At 69.4% G+C, this 15977-nt stretch carries 15 protein-coding genes; 6 read left to right on the top strand and 9 right to left on the bottom strand.

Translation table 11 applies throughout. The features are described from left to right. The first annotated feature begins 459 nt into the window (after window positions 1–459). Together CQ393_RS05315 and CQ393_RS05310 are read left to right on the top strand one after the other, a co-directional pair. A complete protein-coding gene (locus CQ393_RS05315; protein WP_153190561.1) occupies window positions 460–918 on the top strand; it encodes a cell wall hydrolase in 459 nt (152 codons plus the stop codon). 84 nt (window positions 919–1002) lie between these two features. Then, window positions 1003–1620 carry a glutathione S-transferase N-terminal domain-containing protein gene (locus CQ393_RS05310; protein ID WP_153190560.1) on the top strand — a complete coding sequence of 206 codons (618 nt, stop codon included), beginning with the start codon at window positions 1003–1005 and terminating at the stop codon, window positions 1618–1620. 71 nt (window positions 1621–1691) lie between these two features. Here CQ393_RS05310 and msrA read toward each other — a convergent pair whose 3' ends face one another. From msrA to msrB, 3 genes are read right to left on the bottom strand one after another with little or no spacing between them, the layout of a single operon-like run. After that, window positions 1692–2426 (bottom strand): peptide-methionine (S)-S-oxide reductase MsrA, encoded by a 735-nt coding sequence (gene msrA / locus CQ393_RS05305; protein ID WP_153190559.1) that lies wholly within the window; start codon window positions 2424–2426, stop codon window positions 1692–1694. 16 nt (window positions 2427–2442) lie between these two features. Beyond that, a complete protein-coding gene (locus tag CQ393_RS05300) occupies window positions 2443–4197 on the bottom strand; it encodes a cytochrome c biogenesis protein CcdA (RefSeq protein WP_153190558.1) in 1755 nt (584 codons plus the stop codon). A gap of 30 nt (window positions 4198–4227) precedes the next feature. Further along, window positions 4228–4731, bottom strand: a complete 504-nt coding sequence (msrB, locus tag CQ393_RS05295) for a peptide-methionine (R)-S-oxide reductase MsrB (RefSeq protein WP_153190557.1) — start codon at window positions 4729–4731, stop codon at window positions 4228–4230. A gap of 143 nt (window positions 4732–4874) precedes the next feature. On the opposite strand from msrB, the gene CQ393_RS05290 reads away from it, so the two are divergent. After that, window positions 4875–5594 carry a response regulator transcription factor gene (locus tag CQ393_RS05290; protein WP_153190556.1) on the top strand — a complete coding sequence of 240 codons (720 nt, stop codon included), beginning with the start codon at window positions 4875–4877 and terminating at the stop codon, window positions 5592–5594. Continuing rightward, window positions 5591–7081, top strand: a complete 1491-nt coding sequence (locus tag CQ393_RS05285) for an ATP-binding protein (RefSeq protein WP_153190555.1) — start codon at window positions 5591–5593, stop codon at window positions 7079–7081. Before CQ393_RS05290 ends, CQ393_RS05285 begins: the two co-directional genes overlap by 4 nt. Before the next feature lie 15 nt (window positions 7082–7096). Here CQ393_RS05285 and CQ393_RS05280 read toward each other — a convergent pair whose 3' ends face one another. The 6 genes from CQ393_RS05280 to CQ393_RS05255 all read right to left on the bottom strand — a co-directional run bounded on the left by CQ393_RS05280 (window position 7097) and on the right by CQ393_RS05255 (window position 13212). After that, window positions 7097–8158, bottom strand: a complete 1062-nt coding sequence (locus CQ393_RS05280) for a suppressor of fused domain protein (RefSeq protein ID WP_153190554.1) — start codon at window positions 8156–8158, stop codon at window positions 7097–7099. An 84-nt stretch (window positions 8159–8242) separates the two neighbouring features. Then, window positions 8243–8722, bottom strand: a complete 480-nt coding sequence (locus CQ393_RS05275) for a hypothetical protein (protein ID WP_153190553.1) — start codon at window positions 8720–8722, stop codon at window positions 8243–8245. A 120-nt stretch (window positions 8723–8842) separates the two neighbouring features. Further along, the gene (gene prpE / locus CQ393_RS05270) at window positions 8843–10723 is read right to left on the bottom strand and encodes a propionate--CoA ligase (RefSeq protein WP_343199605.1); all 1881 of its coding nucleotides are present in this window, start codon (window positions 10721–10723) and stop codon (window positions 8843–8845) included. A 94-nt stretch (window positions 10724–10817) separates the two neighbouring features. Next, on the bottom strand, window positions 10818–11441 hold the full coding sequence (locus tag CQ393_RS05265; RefSeq protein WP_153190551.1) for an RluA family pseudouridine synthase: 624 nt from the start codon (window positions 11439–11441) through the stop codon (window positions 10818–10820). A 172-nt stretch (window positions 11442–11613) separates the two neighbouring features. After that, a complete protein-coding gene (locus CQ393_RS05260) occupies window positions 11614–12597 on the bottom strand; it encodes a malate dehydrogenase (RefSeq protein ID WP_153190550.1) in 984 nt (327 codons plus the stop codon). 120 nt (window positions 12598–12717) lie between these two features. Further along, a complete protein-coding gene (locus CQ393_RS05255; protein WP_153190549.1) occupies window positions 12718–13212 on the bottom strand; it encodes a peptidylprolyl isomerase in 495 nt (164 codons plus the stop codon). A 205-nt stretch (window positions 13213–13417) separates the two neighbouring features. Between CQ393_RS05255 and typA the strand changes: the two genes are divergently transcribed. Further along, on the top strand, window positions 13418–15247 hold the full coding sequence (gene typA, locus CQ393_RS05250; protein WP_153190548.1) for a translational GTPase TypA: 1830 nt from the start codon (window positions 13418–13420) through the stop codon (window positions 15245–15247). A 5-nt stretch (window positions 15248–15252) separates the two neighbouring features. After that, the gene (locus CQ393_RS05245; RefSeq protein ID WP_153190547.1) at window positions 15253–15735 is read left to right on the top strand and encodes a DUF2127 domain-containing protein; all 483 of its coding nucleotides are present in this window, start codon (window positions 15253–15255) and stop codon (window positions 15733–15735) included. Window positions 15736–15977: the final 242 nt, after the last annotated feature.

Raw genomic sequence — 15977 nt, 5'->3', positions numbered from 1 at the left:
TGCCGGCCCGGTCGCAGCGCAGGGGAGCGAGCGGAAACGGACATCGGCCGGCGCCGACCGCATGCCTGTGCAGCCATCATTCAGCCGCGCGCCTTCCTTCCGCAGGCGGACCTGCACCCCGCAGCCAGCCCTGTTTTCGTGATGGAAACCACATCTTGCGCCGGGTACGGAAGGCTCGACCGGTGCTCCGATGGCGATTCCGGAGGATGCAACGAAGCTGAATGTCAAGAATGCGCATTCAGGATGTGTTTCGGATCGCCCCCCTACCTTGCGCCGACTTTCCGCTCACCCCCCAGTTCCGGTGAGCACGGCGCGGCCCCCACGATCATCGATCAAGGGCTGCCCACGGGGCGGCCCCGATGCCATGGCCGCCTCCCCATGACGCCAAGCCCAGTCGTCCGGTTCCCTGCCCGCGTGGAGGAACAGGCAGGCTGCGGCCCACACGGAGCAAGGAGACCTATGAAACTGGCCTGGATTCTCTGGCTGTCGCAGTTGTTGCCGCAGCCGGCCGCCGATTCGCTGTGCCTGAGTACCACCGTCTATCTGGAAGCCCGCGACCAGACCCTCCGCGGCCAGCAGGCCGTGGCCGAAGTCGCGCTGCGCCGCCTCGACAGCGGGCTGTGGGGCGATTCGATGTGCCAGGTGGTGACCGCGCGCAAGCAGTTCGCCCCCACCCTAGTGGCACCGGATACCCGGCTGCGCAACAACGACGCCTGGGCAGAGGCGGTGGACGTGGCCTTCGCCGCCGAGCGCAACTGGGCGCTGCCGGCCGGCCAGCGCAAGGAGATCGTGCCCGGCGCCAGCCACTTCGCCGCGCACGCCATCGCCAGCCCGAGCTGGCGCAATGCCTACCAGGTCGCGACCATCGGCGGGCATACCTTCTACAAGGTGCAGTCGCTCAAGCCGCGCGCCTCCTGAGGCGGCGGCGCCATCGCGCGCCGGTCACACCGACCGACGCGCCCGGGACGATAATGGGGGGTCATTCCACCCCCGAGGTACCCGATGAAGCTCTACACCAAGCCCGGCGCCTGCTCCCTGGCCGACCACATCGCGCTGATCTGGTCCGGCCTGCCTTTCGAGGCGCAGATCGTGGATTACGCGACCATGAAGTCGCCCGAATACATGGCCATGAACCCTGCCGGCGCGGTGCCGGTGCTGGAAGACGGCGGCTGGGTGCTGACCCAGAACGCGGCCATCCTGCACTACATCTGCGACAAAGCGCCGGCCGCCGGCCTGGACGGCGGCAGCGACCCGCGCACCCGCGCCGAGGTGAACCGCTGGCTGTCCTTCGTCAACGCCGACCTGCACCCGCTGTATTACCCGATCTTCGGCTCGACCAAGTACCTGGAAGACGAGACCGTCATCGCCCGCACCCAGCAGAACTCGCGCGACAAGCTGAAGGGCCTGTACCAGCGCCTGGACGACCGCCTGGCGCAGGTGGAATGGCTGGGCGGCACGCCGCGTCCGACCATCGCCGATGCCTACACCTATGTGACCCTGCGCTGGGCGCGCGGCCTGAAGATCGACCTGGCCGGCATGGACGCGCTGGGCCGCTTCGAGCAGCGCATGCTGGCCGATCCGGCGGTGCAGGCCGCGCTGAAGGCCGAAGGCCTGGAATAAGCGCGCATCGCCGCACGGCCCCCCGGGCCGCTGGTCGCAGGCCGGCGGCCCGTCGCGTTTCGGGGCGTGCGTCAGCGCACCGACAACGTCGCCACCAGCCGTGGCCGCTCACGGTAGAGCGCGGGATAGAGCCGCTTCAGCGCCTGCACCTTCGGCAGGTCGTTGATGCGGATGTACGGCGCATCCGGATGCAGGGCGAGATAGTTCTGGTGGTAGTCCTCGGCCGCGTAGAAACGCCTGCCGCCATCGACCCGCGTCACCACCGGCGCGGCGAACACGCCACTGCGCTGCAGCTGGTCGATGTAGGCCAGCGTCGCCGCACGCTGCGCCGCGTCGTCGGCATAGACCGCCGACCGGTATTGGCTGCCACGGTCCGGTCCCTGCCGGTCCAGCTGCGTGGGGTCGTGCACCACCGAGAAGAACACCTGCAGCAGCTGCGCGTAGCCGACCTGCGCCGGGTCGTAGGTCACCTGCACCGCTTCGGCGTGGCCGGTCCTGCCCGTACCGACGCGCGCATAGCCGGCATCGACCGCGCTGCCGCCGATGTAGCCGGACACCGCGCTCTCCACGCCCTTCACGTGCTGGAACACGCCCTGCACGCCCCAGAAGCAGCCGCCGGCGAACACCACGCGGGCATGCCTCACGCCAGGCTGGCGCAGATCGGCGATGCCGACCGGCGCGGGAACATCCACCACCGCCGACGCCGCGAGCACCGGGCGATCGAGGCTGAGCACACCCGACACCAGCAGGACGGCGACGAGGAAGGCAATGCCGCCGGCAACCAGTTTTTCCATCGCGGGCTTCATCGCCGGCCTCCGTGGGTCAACCGAAGGTAAAGGCGTAGGCGCGCACGCCCGGATCGAGGAACTCGATCTCGAAGCTGCGTTCCTTCACATCGCCGCCCTGGCGGATCAGCTGGTACAAGCGGTTGCCGTCCACCTGTCCCTGGCCATCGGCATCCACATCGCCGCCGGCCATCGCAGCGGGCGCATGGCCGTCGATGCGCACCCGGAAACGCACCGGCCTGCCGGCCGCCTGCGGCGCCATCACCAGATGCAGGTCGCGCGCATGGAAGCGGAATGCGATGCGGCCGTCCGCCTGCTCCAGCCGCGCATCCTCGTCGCCGACGGTCCAGCGTCCGCCCAGCGCCCATTGGTTGAGCCGCAGCGTGGCCGGCACGGTGTAGTCGAACACAGTGCCTGCGCGCAGCCCGCCCGGCGAAGCGAAGTTCTCCGCGCGCGCATGGCCGATGTAGGTTTCCGGCGACCGCAGGTTGGCCATGTCCGCCTCGCGCTGCACGCCATCGCCCACGGCAGCGACCGTTTTCACCGGCGCGGCATCACCGAGCAAGGTGTTGCCCGCCTCGCGCAGCAGCTGGCGGATGATCCTTTCGGATTGCCCGTATTCGCCTTCGCCGAAGTGATGGGCGCGGATGCGCCCCTGCGCGTCGACGAAGTAGTGCGCGGGCCAGTAACGGTTGTCGAACCCGCGCCAGATGGCGAAATCGTTGTCGAGCGCGACCGGCCAAGCGACGCCCAGGCTCTCCACCGCCCGCTGCACGTTGCGCACGTCGCGCTCGAACGCGAACTCCGGCGCATGCACGCCGATCACCACCAGCCCATGGTCGCGATAGCGCTCGTACCACCCGCGCACGTGCGGCAGCGCGCGCAGGCAGTTGATGCAGGAATAGGTCCAGAAATCCACCAGCACCACCTTGCCGCGCAGGCCCTGCGCGTCCAGCGGCGGACTGTTGAGCCAGCCGGTGGCGCCTGCCAGCGACGGCAGCGTGCCCTCGACCGGCAGTGCCGGCCGCGCGGCATCGGTCGCCATCATCATCATCGGACCGCCCGCCGCCGGCGCGGGCGCGGGCAGCGCGTCGAGCAACCCCTGCTCCAGGCGCGCGGTGCTTACGGTAGACAGCCGGGTCAGCACGCCGGTGTCCCAGCCCATCGCGATCGCGGCCACCGCCAGCAACGCGGCCGCGCCCAGCCCGCGCCGGATCCATTCGCCCGCCCCCAGGTGCCGCTTCAACGCGGCGAACATGCGGCCGCCAATCCACACCGCCAGCGCCAGCGACGTCGCCGCCCCCAGCGCGTAGGCCAACAGCAGGCCGCTGGTGCCGATGTTCGCGCCCTGCAGCGCCGCGCCGGTGAGGATCAGGCCAAGGATCGGGCCGGCGCAGGGTGCCCACAGCAACCCCGTGGCGATACCGATCAGCAGCGAACTGCCGACGCCGCTGCCTTCGCCCGCCGAAGCGTCCAACCGCCCACCCAGCCGCTGCAGCGGCGACAGCAGCCGGTTGGCGAGCGCGGGCCACAGCAGGGCCAGCGCGAAAACCGCCATCATCGCCAGCGCGATCCAGCGCCCCAGCTGGTTGGCCTGCGCCACCCATTGGCTGCCGACCGCCGCCAGGCTGGCCACCACCACGAACATCAGGGCCATGCCGGCCAGCAGCGGCAGTCCGCTGCGCAGGAACGGGCGGTCCGAGCGCGCGAACACGAACGGCAGCACCGGCAGGATGCAGGGGCTGAGGATCGTGAGCACACCGCCGAGATAGGCCAGCAGGAGCAGCAGCATGGAAAGTCCTTTGTGTAGTCGAAGGGGGGCTCAGGCCGCGATGAAGTCCATGGCCACGCCGTTCATGCAGTAGCGCAGCCCGGTCGGGCGCGGACCGTCGTCGAACACGTGGCCCAGATGGCCGCCGCAGCGTCGGCAATGCACCTCCACCCGCAGCATGCCGAAGGTGGTGTCGCGGTCCTCGCCGACCGCGCCGTGCAGCGGCGCCCAGAAGCTCGGCCAGCCGGTGCCGCTGTCGAACTTGGTGGCCGAGGAGAACAGCGCCAGCGCGCAGCCGGCGCAATGGAAGGTGCCGCGCCGGTGCTCGCCGTCGAGCGGGCTGCTGAAGGCGCGCTCGGTGCCCTGCCCGCGCAGCACCGCGTACTGTGCCGGGGTCAGCTGCCGCCGCCATTGCGTGTCGCTGCGCATGACCTCGAAGGTGCCCCGGCTGGCCGGGGGCGCCGGGGCGGCGCGGCTGCAGGCGCCAATGCCGGACAGTCCGGCCGCGGCCAGCGTGCCGCCGATGCCCAGCAACCTGCGACGGGTAAGGGACATGGCCGGTCTCCAGGCAGGAACGATGCGGCCATGCTGCGCCCGCGGCGATCAACGAATCCTCACGCGGAGTTAAATTTTCCGTGACACATCGGCGCCGGGTTCCACCGACAATGGAGGCTACTCCCCGCCGGCCGGACGTGCCGATGAACCGCGCCAAACGTGTGCTGATCGTCGAGGACGATGTCCACATCGCCAACCTGCTGCGCATGCACCTGCGCGACGAGGGCTACGAGGTGACCCACGCGGCCACCGGCGACGACGGCCTGCGCCTGCTCGAGAACGACACCTGGAGCGCGCTGGTGCTGGACCTGATGCTGCCCGGCGTGGACGGCCTGGAGATCTGCCGGCGCGCGCGGGCGATGACCCGCTACACGCCGATCATCATCACCAGCGCGCGCGCCAGCGAAGTGCACCGCATCCTGGGCCTGGAACTGGGCGCGGACGACTACCTGGCCAAACCCTTCTCGATGCTGGAGCTGGTCGCGCGGGTCAAGGCGCTGCTGCGGCGGGTCGAGGCGATGGCGCAGAACGCGCGCATCGATGCCGGCGCGATCGACGTGGCCGGCCTCCGCATCGATCCGGTCGCGCGCACCGCGCAGGTCGACGGCGCCGCGCTGGAACTGACGCCGCGCGAATTCGACCTGCTGCATTTCTTCGCCCGCCATCCGGACCAGGTGTATTCGCGCATGGACCTGCTCAACCAGGTCTGGGGCCATCGCCACGACGGCTACGAACACACCGTCAACACCCACATCAACCGCCTGCGCAACAAGATCGAACGCGACCCGGCCGCGCCGCGGCGCATCCTCACCGTGTGGGGGCGCGGCTACAAGCTGGCCGGCGGCGACGGGGGCGGCGAATGAACCGGCTGACGCTTTCGCAGCGGCTGTCGCTGGTGTTCTGCGCACTGCTGCTGGTGTGCTGCGGCGCGCTGGCGTGGATCCAGATGCGCAGCACGCGCATGCACGAACAGGAAACCGTGCAGCGCCTTTCGCGCGGGCTGGCCGAGCACATCGCCCGCAGCAGCGAACTGATGGACGCGCGCGGCATGCGCGACGGCGAGGTTCGCGCGCTGTTCGGCAAGCTGATGGCGGTCAATCCCAGCGTCGAGGTCTACCTGCTCGACGACCAGGGCCGCATCCTCGGCCACGACGCGCCGGACGGCCACCTCCGGCGCGACCGCGTCGACCTGGCGCCGGTGCGGGCGCTGCTGGCCGGCGCGCCGCTGCCCATCCTCGGCGACGACCCGCGCAGCCGCGACGGGCGCAAGGTCTTCAACGCCGCGCCGCTGCGCGTGCAGGGCCGGCAGGTCGGCTACATCTACGTGGTGCTGGTCGGCGAACAACGCGAGGCGCTGGCGGCGGACATCGCGGCCAGCGCCAGCCTGCGCACCACGCTGTGGTCGCTGGCGGTCGTGGCGGCCGTCGGCCTGCTCGCCGGCATCGTCGCCTTCCGCTGGATCACCCGGCCGCTGCGCCGGCTGACCCGCGACATCCAGGCCTTCGACGTCGACGCCGGCGTCCCGGCGCCGCCTGCACCCTCCGCGCCGCCGCGACCGGGCGGACGCGACGAACTGGCCATCCTGCAGCACAGCTTCGCGCACATGGCCCAGCGCATCGGCGAGCAATGGCGGCAGCTGCGCCAGCAGGACCAGCAGCGGCGCGAACTGGTCGCCAACATTTCCCACGACCTGCGCACGCCGCTGTCCTCGCTGCACGGCTACCTGGAGACGCTGGCGCTGAAGGACGCCACGCTCGGCGCCGACGAACGCCGGCGCTACCTGTCCATCGCGCTGGCGCAGAGCGAGAAGGTCGGCCGCCTGGCGCAGGCGCTGTTCGAGCTGGCGCGGCTGGAACACGGCGGCGTGGTGCTGGAACCGCAGGCGTTCTCGTTGCCGGACCTGGTCCAGGACGTGTTCCAGAAGTTCGAACTGGCGGCGCAGGCCAGGCGGCAGTCGCTGGTTGCGGACATTCCCGCAGGCCTGCCTGCCGTCCACGCCGACCTCGGCCTGGTCGAACGCGTGCTGACCAACCTGCTCGACAACGCCCTCCGGCATACGCCCGAAGGCGGCCGCATCGCGGTGGCGCTGCGGGCCGTCGGGGATGATGTCGAAGTCCGTGTCGCCGATACCGGCCCCGGCATCGCCCCGGAACGGCGCGCGCAGCTGTTCAGCGCGCCGTCCGCGCTCGACAGCCGGCACCCGGGCAGCGGCGGTCTCGGCCTGTTGATCGTGCATCGCATCCTGCAGCTGCATCACCGCCGGATCGAACTGGCCGCGGGCGATGCCGGCGGCGCGGAGTTCGTGTTCTCGCTGGCCGCGGCCAGCCGCAGGCCTGCCCCGCCGGGATGACGTCAGGCCGGCCGCTCAGCCGATCTCGCGGATCACCTTGCCGTGGCCGTCGCGCAGCTGCGTCGGCACCACTTCCACCTGCAGCCTGCCGCCCGGCAACGGATAGACGCCACGCGCGGCGCGGACGGTCTGCAGCATCGCCCCGAGCGTGGCGTCGGACAGCACGCAGCGCGCGCTGTCGTCGTCCAGCTGCAGGTCGTCCGCCACGCCCGGCTCGAACCGCCATTGCCGCTCCCGGCCGAGCACCACCAGCGGCCGGTCGTGCGGCAGGCGCAGCGGCAGCAGTTCCAGCACGCTCCCGACCTGCCCGGCGCCCAGCACCAGGGTGATGCCCGTGGCGTCGGCGGACCAGTCCAGCGTGTCCACGAACAGCATGCCGGTGCTGGAGCCTTCGCTCCGGCTGCCCGCTTCCACCCGCGCCGCCAGCGCCGAATCGGCCAGCAGCGAGCCGCGCGCCAGGGCTGTGATCCACGACGGCATCGCCGGCGCGAGCGCATCCAGCACGCCCAGCGTCGACCAGCGCCTGACCGCCGCCATCTCGTCGTCGGTCAGGCCCACCATCTGCAGGAAGTCCAGGCGCCCGTTGGGCGTATCGATCGCCGGCAGCTGCGGATCGGCCACGAAGGCCAGGTGGCGCAACTGCGTATCGGCCTCCAGCGCGATCGGTCCATTGGCATCGAGGTGATGCCCGGCCTCGAACACGTTGCCGCTGCCGAACACGTAACGGGCCACGTTCTGCAGCAGGTTCAGCGGCCACGCCGGCGGCGTGCCGCCGCTGTCTTCGCCTCCGTCCGCCGCGAGGCGGAAGGTCAGTTCGAAACCGAAGCCGCTTTCCTGCGGATCCTCGCTCTGCTTGCCGTACAGCTCGGAGAAGCCGTAGCTGACGTAGTGCCAGTGCGGCCGGGGATTTTCGCTCCAGTACACGCTGATGCCGTCCAGCGGGTCGTCGCCGCCCAGCGTGTGCGACACCAGCGTGCCGTAGTGCCTCGGTTCCTGCCGCGGATACAGCGCGCGCAACGCCGCGTTGATGGCATCCCAGCCCGCGGTGCCGGTTTCGTCGTCGTCCTGTCGATCCATGCCTGGGGCTCCCTGGGTAAGAGACCGCATGATAGTGCCGGCCATCGGCAGGCGGTCAGGTGCGCGCCCTGACCGCCGCCGGCGTCACGCCAGCACCAGCGCCCGGGTCTCTTCCAGCCAGCGGTTGGCGAATGCCGGACTCTTGGCCTTGCCCAGCGCGGCCGCCACTTCCGGCCACAGCTGTTCCAGCCCCACCGCGTTGCGGCTGCGCTCGATCTTGAGCTGGATCAGGTAGCCCTTCAGCCCGAGGTGCCTGCGCACCGATTCGGCCATCCAGTCGCGCAGCTGCTGGCAGCGCAGCGGGTCGTCGCCCAGCTGCGTGGTGACCGGCACCGCCGGCGCGCGCTCGACGCTGCCGCCGACCGCCTCGATCAGCCCCAGCGCCAGCAGCTGTTCCAGCACGTCCTCCGGCGCATGCAGTCCCTGCGCCATCTGCTGCAGCTCGCGGCCGTCGCGCTGCCCGTCCACCAGCAGCAATACGGAACGCAGCGCCGGCGCCAGGCGCAGGCCGCGGTCCTCGATCTCACGACGGCCAGCCGCCGTCTTGGCATGGATCAACGCCATTCCCCCTCCCGCACTGTGCATCGCAACCACGATGCGCGCGACCGGCAACCGGGGCCCCCGCCCCGTCATCTCCTGCCTGCACGCGCATCGCCCCCTGCGATCGCCGCCCTGCGGCCCGCGCTATGTCCCCAGCGCGCGGCGGATTTCCTCAAGCGCGCCCGGGTCGTCCAGCGTCGACAGATCGCCCGGGTCGCGCCGCTCCGCCAGGGCCTGCAGCGAACGCCGCAGCAGCTTACCCGAACGCGTCTTGGGAAGCGCATTGACCACGTGGATGTGGGCCGGGCGCGCCACCGCGCCCAGCGACGCGGTGACCTGGCGCATCATCTCCGCCGACAGCGCCGCCACCTCGTCGGCGGCCGCCGGCTGCCTGAGGGTGACGAACACCAGCGGCACCTGCCCCTTCAGTTCGTCGCGCACGCCGATCACCGCCGCCTCGGCCACGCGCGGATGGCCGCAGACGGCCTCCTCGATCTCGCGCGTGCCCAGCCGGTGCCCGGCCACGTTGATCACGTCGTCGGTGCGGCCGAGGATGAAGGTGTAACCATCCTCGTCGCGGATGGCCCAGTCCAGCGAGCTGTACAGCAGCTCGTCGAAATGGCTGAAATAACTCTTGAGGAACCGTTCGTCATCGTTCCAGACCGTGCTCATGCAGCCCGGCGGCAGCGGCGGCTGGATCACCAGTACGCCCTTCTGCCCGGGCGCGACCTCGGCGCCGGTCCGCTCGTCGATCACCTTCATCCGGTAGCCGAGATTGGGAAAGCCGGGCGAGCCGAACTTCACCGGCTTCATGTCCAAGCCCGGCAGCAGGGTCAGCGCCGGCCAGCCGGTCTCGGTCTGCCAGTAGTTGTCGATCACCGGCTTGCGCAGCGCATCGCCGATCCACTGCGCGGTGGGCTCGTCCAGCGGCTCGCCGGCGAGGAACAGGTACTTCAGTTCCGACAGGTCGTGGCGGTGGATGAAATCCACGTCGTGCTTCTTCAGCACGCGGATCGCCGTGGGCGAGGAGAACATCGTGCGCACGCCGTACTGCTCGCACAGCGCCCACCAGATGCCCGGATCGGGATTGGTCGGCAGTCCTTCGTACAGCAGCGAGGTGCAGCCGCCGATCAGCGGCCCATACACGTTGTAGGAATGGCCCACCGCCCAGCCGACGTCGGAGGTGGAGAACATCACCTGTCCCGGCGCGCAGTCGAATACCGTGCGCATCGACTGCGCCATCGCCACCGCGTAACCGCCGACATCGCGCTGCACGCCCTTCGGCCTGCCGGTGGTGCCGGAGGTATAGAGCAGGTAGCTGGGTTCGTTGGATTCCAGCCACTCCACCGGCACCTGCGCATCGCCCACCTGCCGGCGCAGCGCGGCGTAGTCCTCGTCGCGCCCCGGCACCCTCGGCAGCGCCGCGTCCAGTCCGCGCGGGACGATCAACACCTTCGGCGGCGGACTGGCGGCCTCGGCGCACGCCGCATCGACCATGGGCTTGTACGGGATCACCTTGCCGCCGCGCATGCCCGCGTCGGCGGCGATCAGCAGCTTCGGCCGTGCGTCGTCGATGCGCAGCGCCAGGTTGTGCGCGGCGAAGCCGCCGAACACCACCGAATGCACCGCGCCGATGCGCGCGCAGGCCAGCATGGCGAACACCGCCTCGGCCATGTTGGGCATGTAGATCACCACGCGGTCGCCGCGGCCGACGTCCAGTTCCTTGAGCACCGCGGCGAATGCGTTCACTTCGCGATGCAGCTGGCGGTAGGTGATCTCGCGGGTCGTGTCGGTCTCGGTGGAAACGACCACCAGCGCCAGCTGGTCGGGGCGCTCCTGCAGGTGGCGGTCGACGGCGTTGTAGCAGAGATTGGTCTGGCCGCCGACGAACCAGCGCCGGAACGGCGGGTTGGAATAGTCCAGGATCTGCCGGGGCGGGCGATGCCAGTGGATCGCCTTGGCTTCCTCGGCCCAGAACGCCTCCGGCTCCTCGATGGAACGGCGATGGATCTGCTCGTATTGCACGACGTCCTCCGGCACCTGGCTCGTTCTTCCGAGCATAGTCCGGCGTGGATCGCCGCTCCCTGCGACGATGGTCGTACGACGAAAGCCGAAGCCGCTAGAACGGACAGGGCGAGGCGAACGCCATCGCTTCGCCGGTCTGCGGATGCACGAACGCAAGCCGGCACGCGTGCAGGTACACGCGCGCGGCGGGCGCGGCGCCATACAGCACGTCGCCGACAATGGGATGGCCGAGGCTGGCCATGTGCAGGCGCAACTGGTGGCTGCGTCCGGTAACCGGCTCCAGTTCGACCCGCGTGCGGCGCGCCGCCGCGTCACGCGCCAGCACCCGCCAGCGTGTCAGCGCCGGCTTGCCGTGCGCGTGGTCCACCTTCTGCTTCGGCCGGTTCGGCCAGTCGCAGACCAGCGGCAGGGCGATCTCGCCGCCGTCGTCCTCGATCGTGCCTTCGACCACGGCCTCGTAGCGTTTGCCGACGCGGCGCTGTTCGAACTGCGCCGACAACGCCGCCTGCATTTCCCTGCCGCGCGCGTACAGCATCAACCCGGAGGTCACCTGATCGAGCCGGTGCACGGTCAGCACGTCCGCGTGCATCGCCTGCAGCCGCGATACCAGGCAATCCTGGTTCTCCGGCAGCCGCCCGGGCACGGACAGCAGGCCGGCCGGCTTTTCCGCCACCAGCAGGGCGTCGTCGATGTGGTGCAGCGCGATGTCGGGGGTCATGCGATACGAAATTGAGAACAGTGGCCGGACACCGTGGGATGGTGCCGGCCACAGGCCGGCAACCGCGGCGATGCCGGGGAAATGCGAGCCTGCCGACCGGCGGGCGGTATTGCCCGAAAACAGAACGGGGAAGCCTGAGCTTCCCCGTCCGTCATGCACCGGGCCGCTGCGGTTACAGCAGGTCGGCCACGCCGGCGCGCTCTTCTTCCAGCTCGCCCAGGGTGATGTCGATGTACTTGCGCGAGAAGTCGTCGATCGGCAGGTCCTTGACGATGGTGTACCTGCCGTTCTCGGTGGTCACCGGGAAGCCGAACACCACGCCTTCCGGAATGCCGTAGGAGCCGTCGGACGGCACGCCCATCGTCACCCACTTGCCGTTGCTGCCCAGCACCCAGTCATGCACGTGGTCGATGGCGGCATTGGCGGCCGACGCGGCCGAGGACAGGCCGCGGGCGGCGATGATGGCCGCGCCGCGCTTGCCGACGGTCGGGATGAAGGTGTTGGCGTTCCATTCCTGGTCGTTGATCAGCTCGGCCACCGAGGCGCCGCCGGTGGTGGCGAAGCGGTAGTCCGGGTACATGGTCGGGCTGTGATTGCCCCACACGGTGAACTTCTCGAAGCTGTCCACGGACTTGCCGGTCTTGGCGGCCAGCTGGCTCAGGGCGCGGTTGTGGTCCAGGCGCAGCATGGCAGTGAAGTTCTTCGGATCCAGGTCCGGGGCCGACTTCATGGCGATGTAGGCATTGGTATTGGCCGGATTGCCGACCACCAGCACCTTCACGTCACGCTTGGCGACGGCGTTCAGGGCCTTGCCCTGCACGGTGAAGATCTTGGCGTTTTCCAGCAGCAGGTCCTTGCGCTCCATGCCCGGGCCGCGCGGACGGGCGCCGACCAGCAGGGCCACGTCGGCGTCCTTGAACGCCACCAGCGGGTCGGCGGTGGTCACCACGCCGGCCAGCAGCGGGAACGCGCAGTCTTCCAGTTCCATGACCACGCCCTTCAGCGCGGCCTGGGCCTTTTCGTTGTCGATCTCGAGCAGCTGCAGGACGACCGGCTGGTCCTTGCCCAGCATCTCGCCCGAAGCGATGCGGAACAGCAGGGCGTAGCCGATATTGCCGGCAGCGCCGGTCACGGCGACACGTACGGGTGCTTTCATGGGGGTTTCCTCTGCTAAGAAAGGTGTTCTGGGGTCGCCCCGGCCATGGCGGCCGCGCAGGCGGGGGCGGAATCAGGGGGCATCACGAAAACGGCCACCCTGCAGGTGGCCGTAGGCGGATCAGGCGGCGAGGATCTTGTTCCACTCGGCCACGCGGTCGGCCTTGGCGGCCAGCACGGCGTCGGCATCGCCCTCGATGGTGATCTTGTTGATCAGGTCGCCCTGCTTGACCGAATCGACCACGTCCAGGCCTTCGGTGACCTTGCCGAACACGGTGTGCTTGCCGTCCAGCCAGTCGGTCTTGATGTGGGTGATGAAGAACTGGCTGCCGTTGGTGTTCGGGCCGGCATTGGCCATGGACAGCACGCCGCGCTCGTGGCGCACGCCGTTGTTGGTCTCGTCCTCGAAACGGTAGCCCGGGCCGCCGCGGCCGGAACCTTCCGGGCAGCCGCCCTGGATCATGAAATCGGCGATCACGCGGTGGAAGCTCAGGCCGTCGTAGAACCCGCGCTTGGCAAGGTTGACGAAGTTGGCCACGGTCAGCGGCGCCTTGTCGGCGAACAGCTCGACCTTGATCGGGCCGCGGGAGGTGTCGAAATGGGCGGTCAGGGACATGGGAATCCTTGTGGGAGAAGACGTCTATCGCAGACCGCATAGGATACACCCGGCCCGGCGGGCCGGGCTCCCCGGCCCCTGCCCCGCCGCCGGCTGAATGCCCGTTCCGCGGCCCGTCACGGCCCCCTTTTCGCGAATCGGCCGCATGCCCGTATAATGTTGGACTTCTTTTCCCCATTCACGGCACCGGCTGGCCGTCTTTCGCATGTCCATCGAAAACCTTCGCAACATCGCCATCGTCGCCCACGTCGACCATGGCAAGACCACCCTCGTCGACCAGTTGCTGAAGCAGTCTGGCACCCTGTCCGAGCGCACGGTGCTGGCCGAGCGCGTGATGGACAGCAACGACCAGGAAAAGGAACGCGGCATCACCATCCTGGCCAAGAACACCGCCATCAACTGGCAGGGCAACCGCATCAACATCGTCGACACCCCCGGACACGCCGACTTCGGCGGCGAGGTGGAGCGCGTGCTGTCGATGGTGGATTCGGTCCTGCTGCTGGTTGACGCGATGGACGGCCCGATGCCGCAGACCCGCTTCGTCACCCAGAAGGCGTTCGCGATGGGCTTCAGGCCGATCGTGGTGGTCAACAAGGTGGACCGCCCGGGCGCGCGCCCGGAATGGGTGATCGACCAGGTGTTCGACCTGTTCGACAAGCTCGGCGCCACCAACGAGCAGCTGGACTTCCCGATCGTCTACGCCTCGGGCCTGAACGGCTACGCCGGCATGGAAGACACCGTGCGCGACGGCGACATGACCCCGCTGTACGAAGCGATCATGAAGTACGTGCCGGCGCCGGAAGTCGAGACCGAAGGTCCGTTCCAGATGCGCATCAGCCAGCTGGACTACAACAACTTCGTCGGCGTGATCGGCATCGGCCGCATCCAGCGCGGCAAGGTCAAGAAGAACATGCCGGTCAGCATCGTCGACCGCGAGGGCAAGAAGCGCCAGGGCAAGATCCTGCAGGTGCTGGGCTTCATGGGCCTGGAGCGCATCGAGGTCGAGGAAGCCCAGGCCGGCGACATCGTGGCCATTTCCGGCATCCAGGAACTGACCATCTCCGACACCGTCTGCGCGCTGGACACCCCCGAGGCGCTGCCGGCCCTGACCGTGGACGAGCCGACCATCTCGATGACCTTCCAGGTCAACAACTCGCCGTTCGCCGGCAACAAGGACCTGTCCGGCGGCAAGTTCCTGACCAGCCGCCAGCTCAAGGAGCGCCTGGAGCGCGAGACCGTGCACAACGTGGCGCTGAAGGTCGAGCAGCTGGAGGACGCCGACAAGTTCCTGGTCTCCGGCCGCGGCGAGCTGCACCTGTCCGTGCTGATCGAGACCATGCGCCGCGAAGGCTACGAGCTGGCCGTGTCGCGCCCGGAAGTCATCATCAAGGAAATCGACGGCCAGCTGATGGAGCCGATCGAGCAGCTGGTGGTGGACATCGAAGAGCAGCACCAGGGCGGCGTGATGGAGAAGCTGGGCACCCGCAAGGCGCTGCTGGAGAACATGGAATCGGACGGCAAGGGCCGCGTGCGCCTGGACTTCAAGATCCCGGCGCGCGGCCTGATCGGCTTCCAGAACGAGTTCAAGACCCTGACCCAGGGCTCGGGCCTGCTGTTCCACGTGTTCGACCATTACGGCCCGAAGGAACAGGGCGCCATCGCCAAGCGCCTGAACGGCGTGATGATCGCCAACGCCCCGGGCGCCACCCCGGCCTACTCGCTGGGCCCGCTGCAGGAACGCGGCAAGCTGTTCGCCGCCGAAGGCGACAACGTGTACGAAGGCCAGCTGATCGGCATCCACTCCAAGGACAACGACCTGACCGTCAACGCGATCAAGACCAAGCCGCTGACCAACATGCGCGCCTCGGGCAAGGACGACGCGATCCAGCTGACCCCGGCGATCAAGTTCTCGCTGGAGCAGGCCCTGGACTTCATCGACGACGACGAGCTGGTGGAAATCACCCCGAAGGAAATCCGCCTGCGCAAGAAGTTCCTGACCGAGAGCGACCGCAAGCGCGCCTCCCGCGCCGGCTGATCGCCTTGACCGCGCGCAAGCCCTACAACCCGGATCCGCACGCGCATCCGGGACTTGCCGCCATCGCCCTGCTGGAAGCGGCCAAGGCCGTGCTGGCCTTTCTCGCCGCCGCGGGCCTGGAGATTTCCGGGCCCGCTCCCCTGCGCACCATCGTCAATACGCTGATCCGCCGCGTCGGCGCCGATCCCGAGCACGGGTCGTTCTCCACGCTGCTGGACATGATCACGCCCGACACCGTGCACGTCGGCGCCATCGCCCTGGTCGCCTACGGCCTGCTGCGCTCGCTGGAAGCCTGGGGCCTGTGGCGCGCCCGGGCCTGGGCCTCGTGGCTGGGCTGCGTCTCCGCCGCCCTGTACCTGCCGCTGGACGTCTACGCCATCGTCCGCCATCCCGGCTGGGCGTCGTGGCTGCTGCTGGCGGTCAACATCCTCGTGGTCTGGGTGCTGGCGCGCGATATCGGCAGGCGCCGACCGCTGGCCGGACGCTGAGCCCGCTTTCCGCCGCCGAAACCGGCGGCGGTCGACACCAACGCCGTGCGCACCCAGCCGGAACGCGCGGCACAGCACGCCTCGCGACCGCCCTGCATCCCGCGCCATGCGGCGCCGCCGCGTTTCCCGCGCCTGCCTGGAGTGCGTACGCAACCGCTCCCGCCGGACAAGACCGGAGCCGTGCGCCTGCCGTTTGCCAAGGCTTGTCCGGCCCGATAGCCTGCGCGGCATGCGGCCCATTC

Origin of the sequence: Stenotrophomonas sp. MYb238 (assembly GCF_009496535.1) — a bacterium.
Classification (GTDB): domain Bacteria; phylum Pseudomonadota; class Gammaproteobacteria; order Xanthomonadales; family Xanthomonadaceae; genus Stenotrophomonas.
The sequence above is the reverse complement of the archived record's forward strand: the minus strand, read 5'-3'. Positions and strand labels throughout refer to the sequence as shown.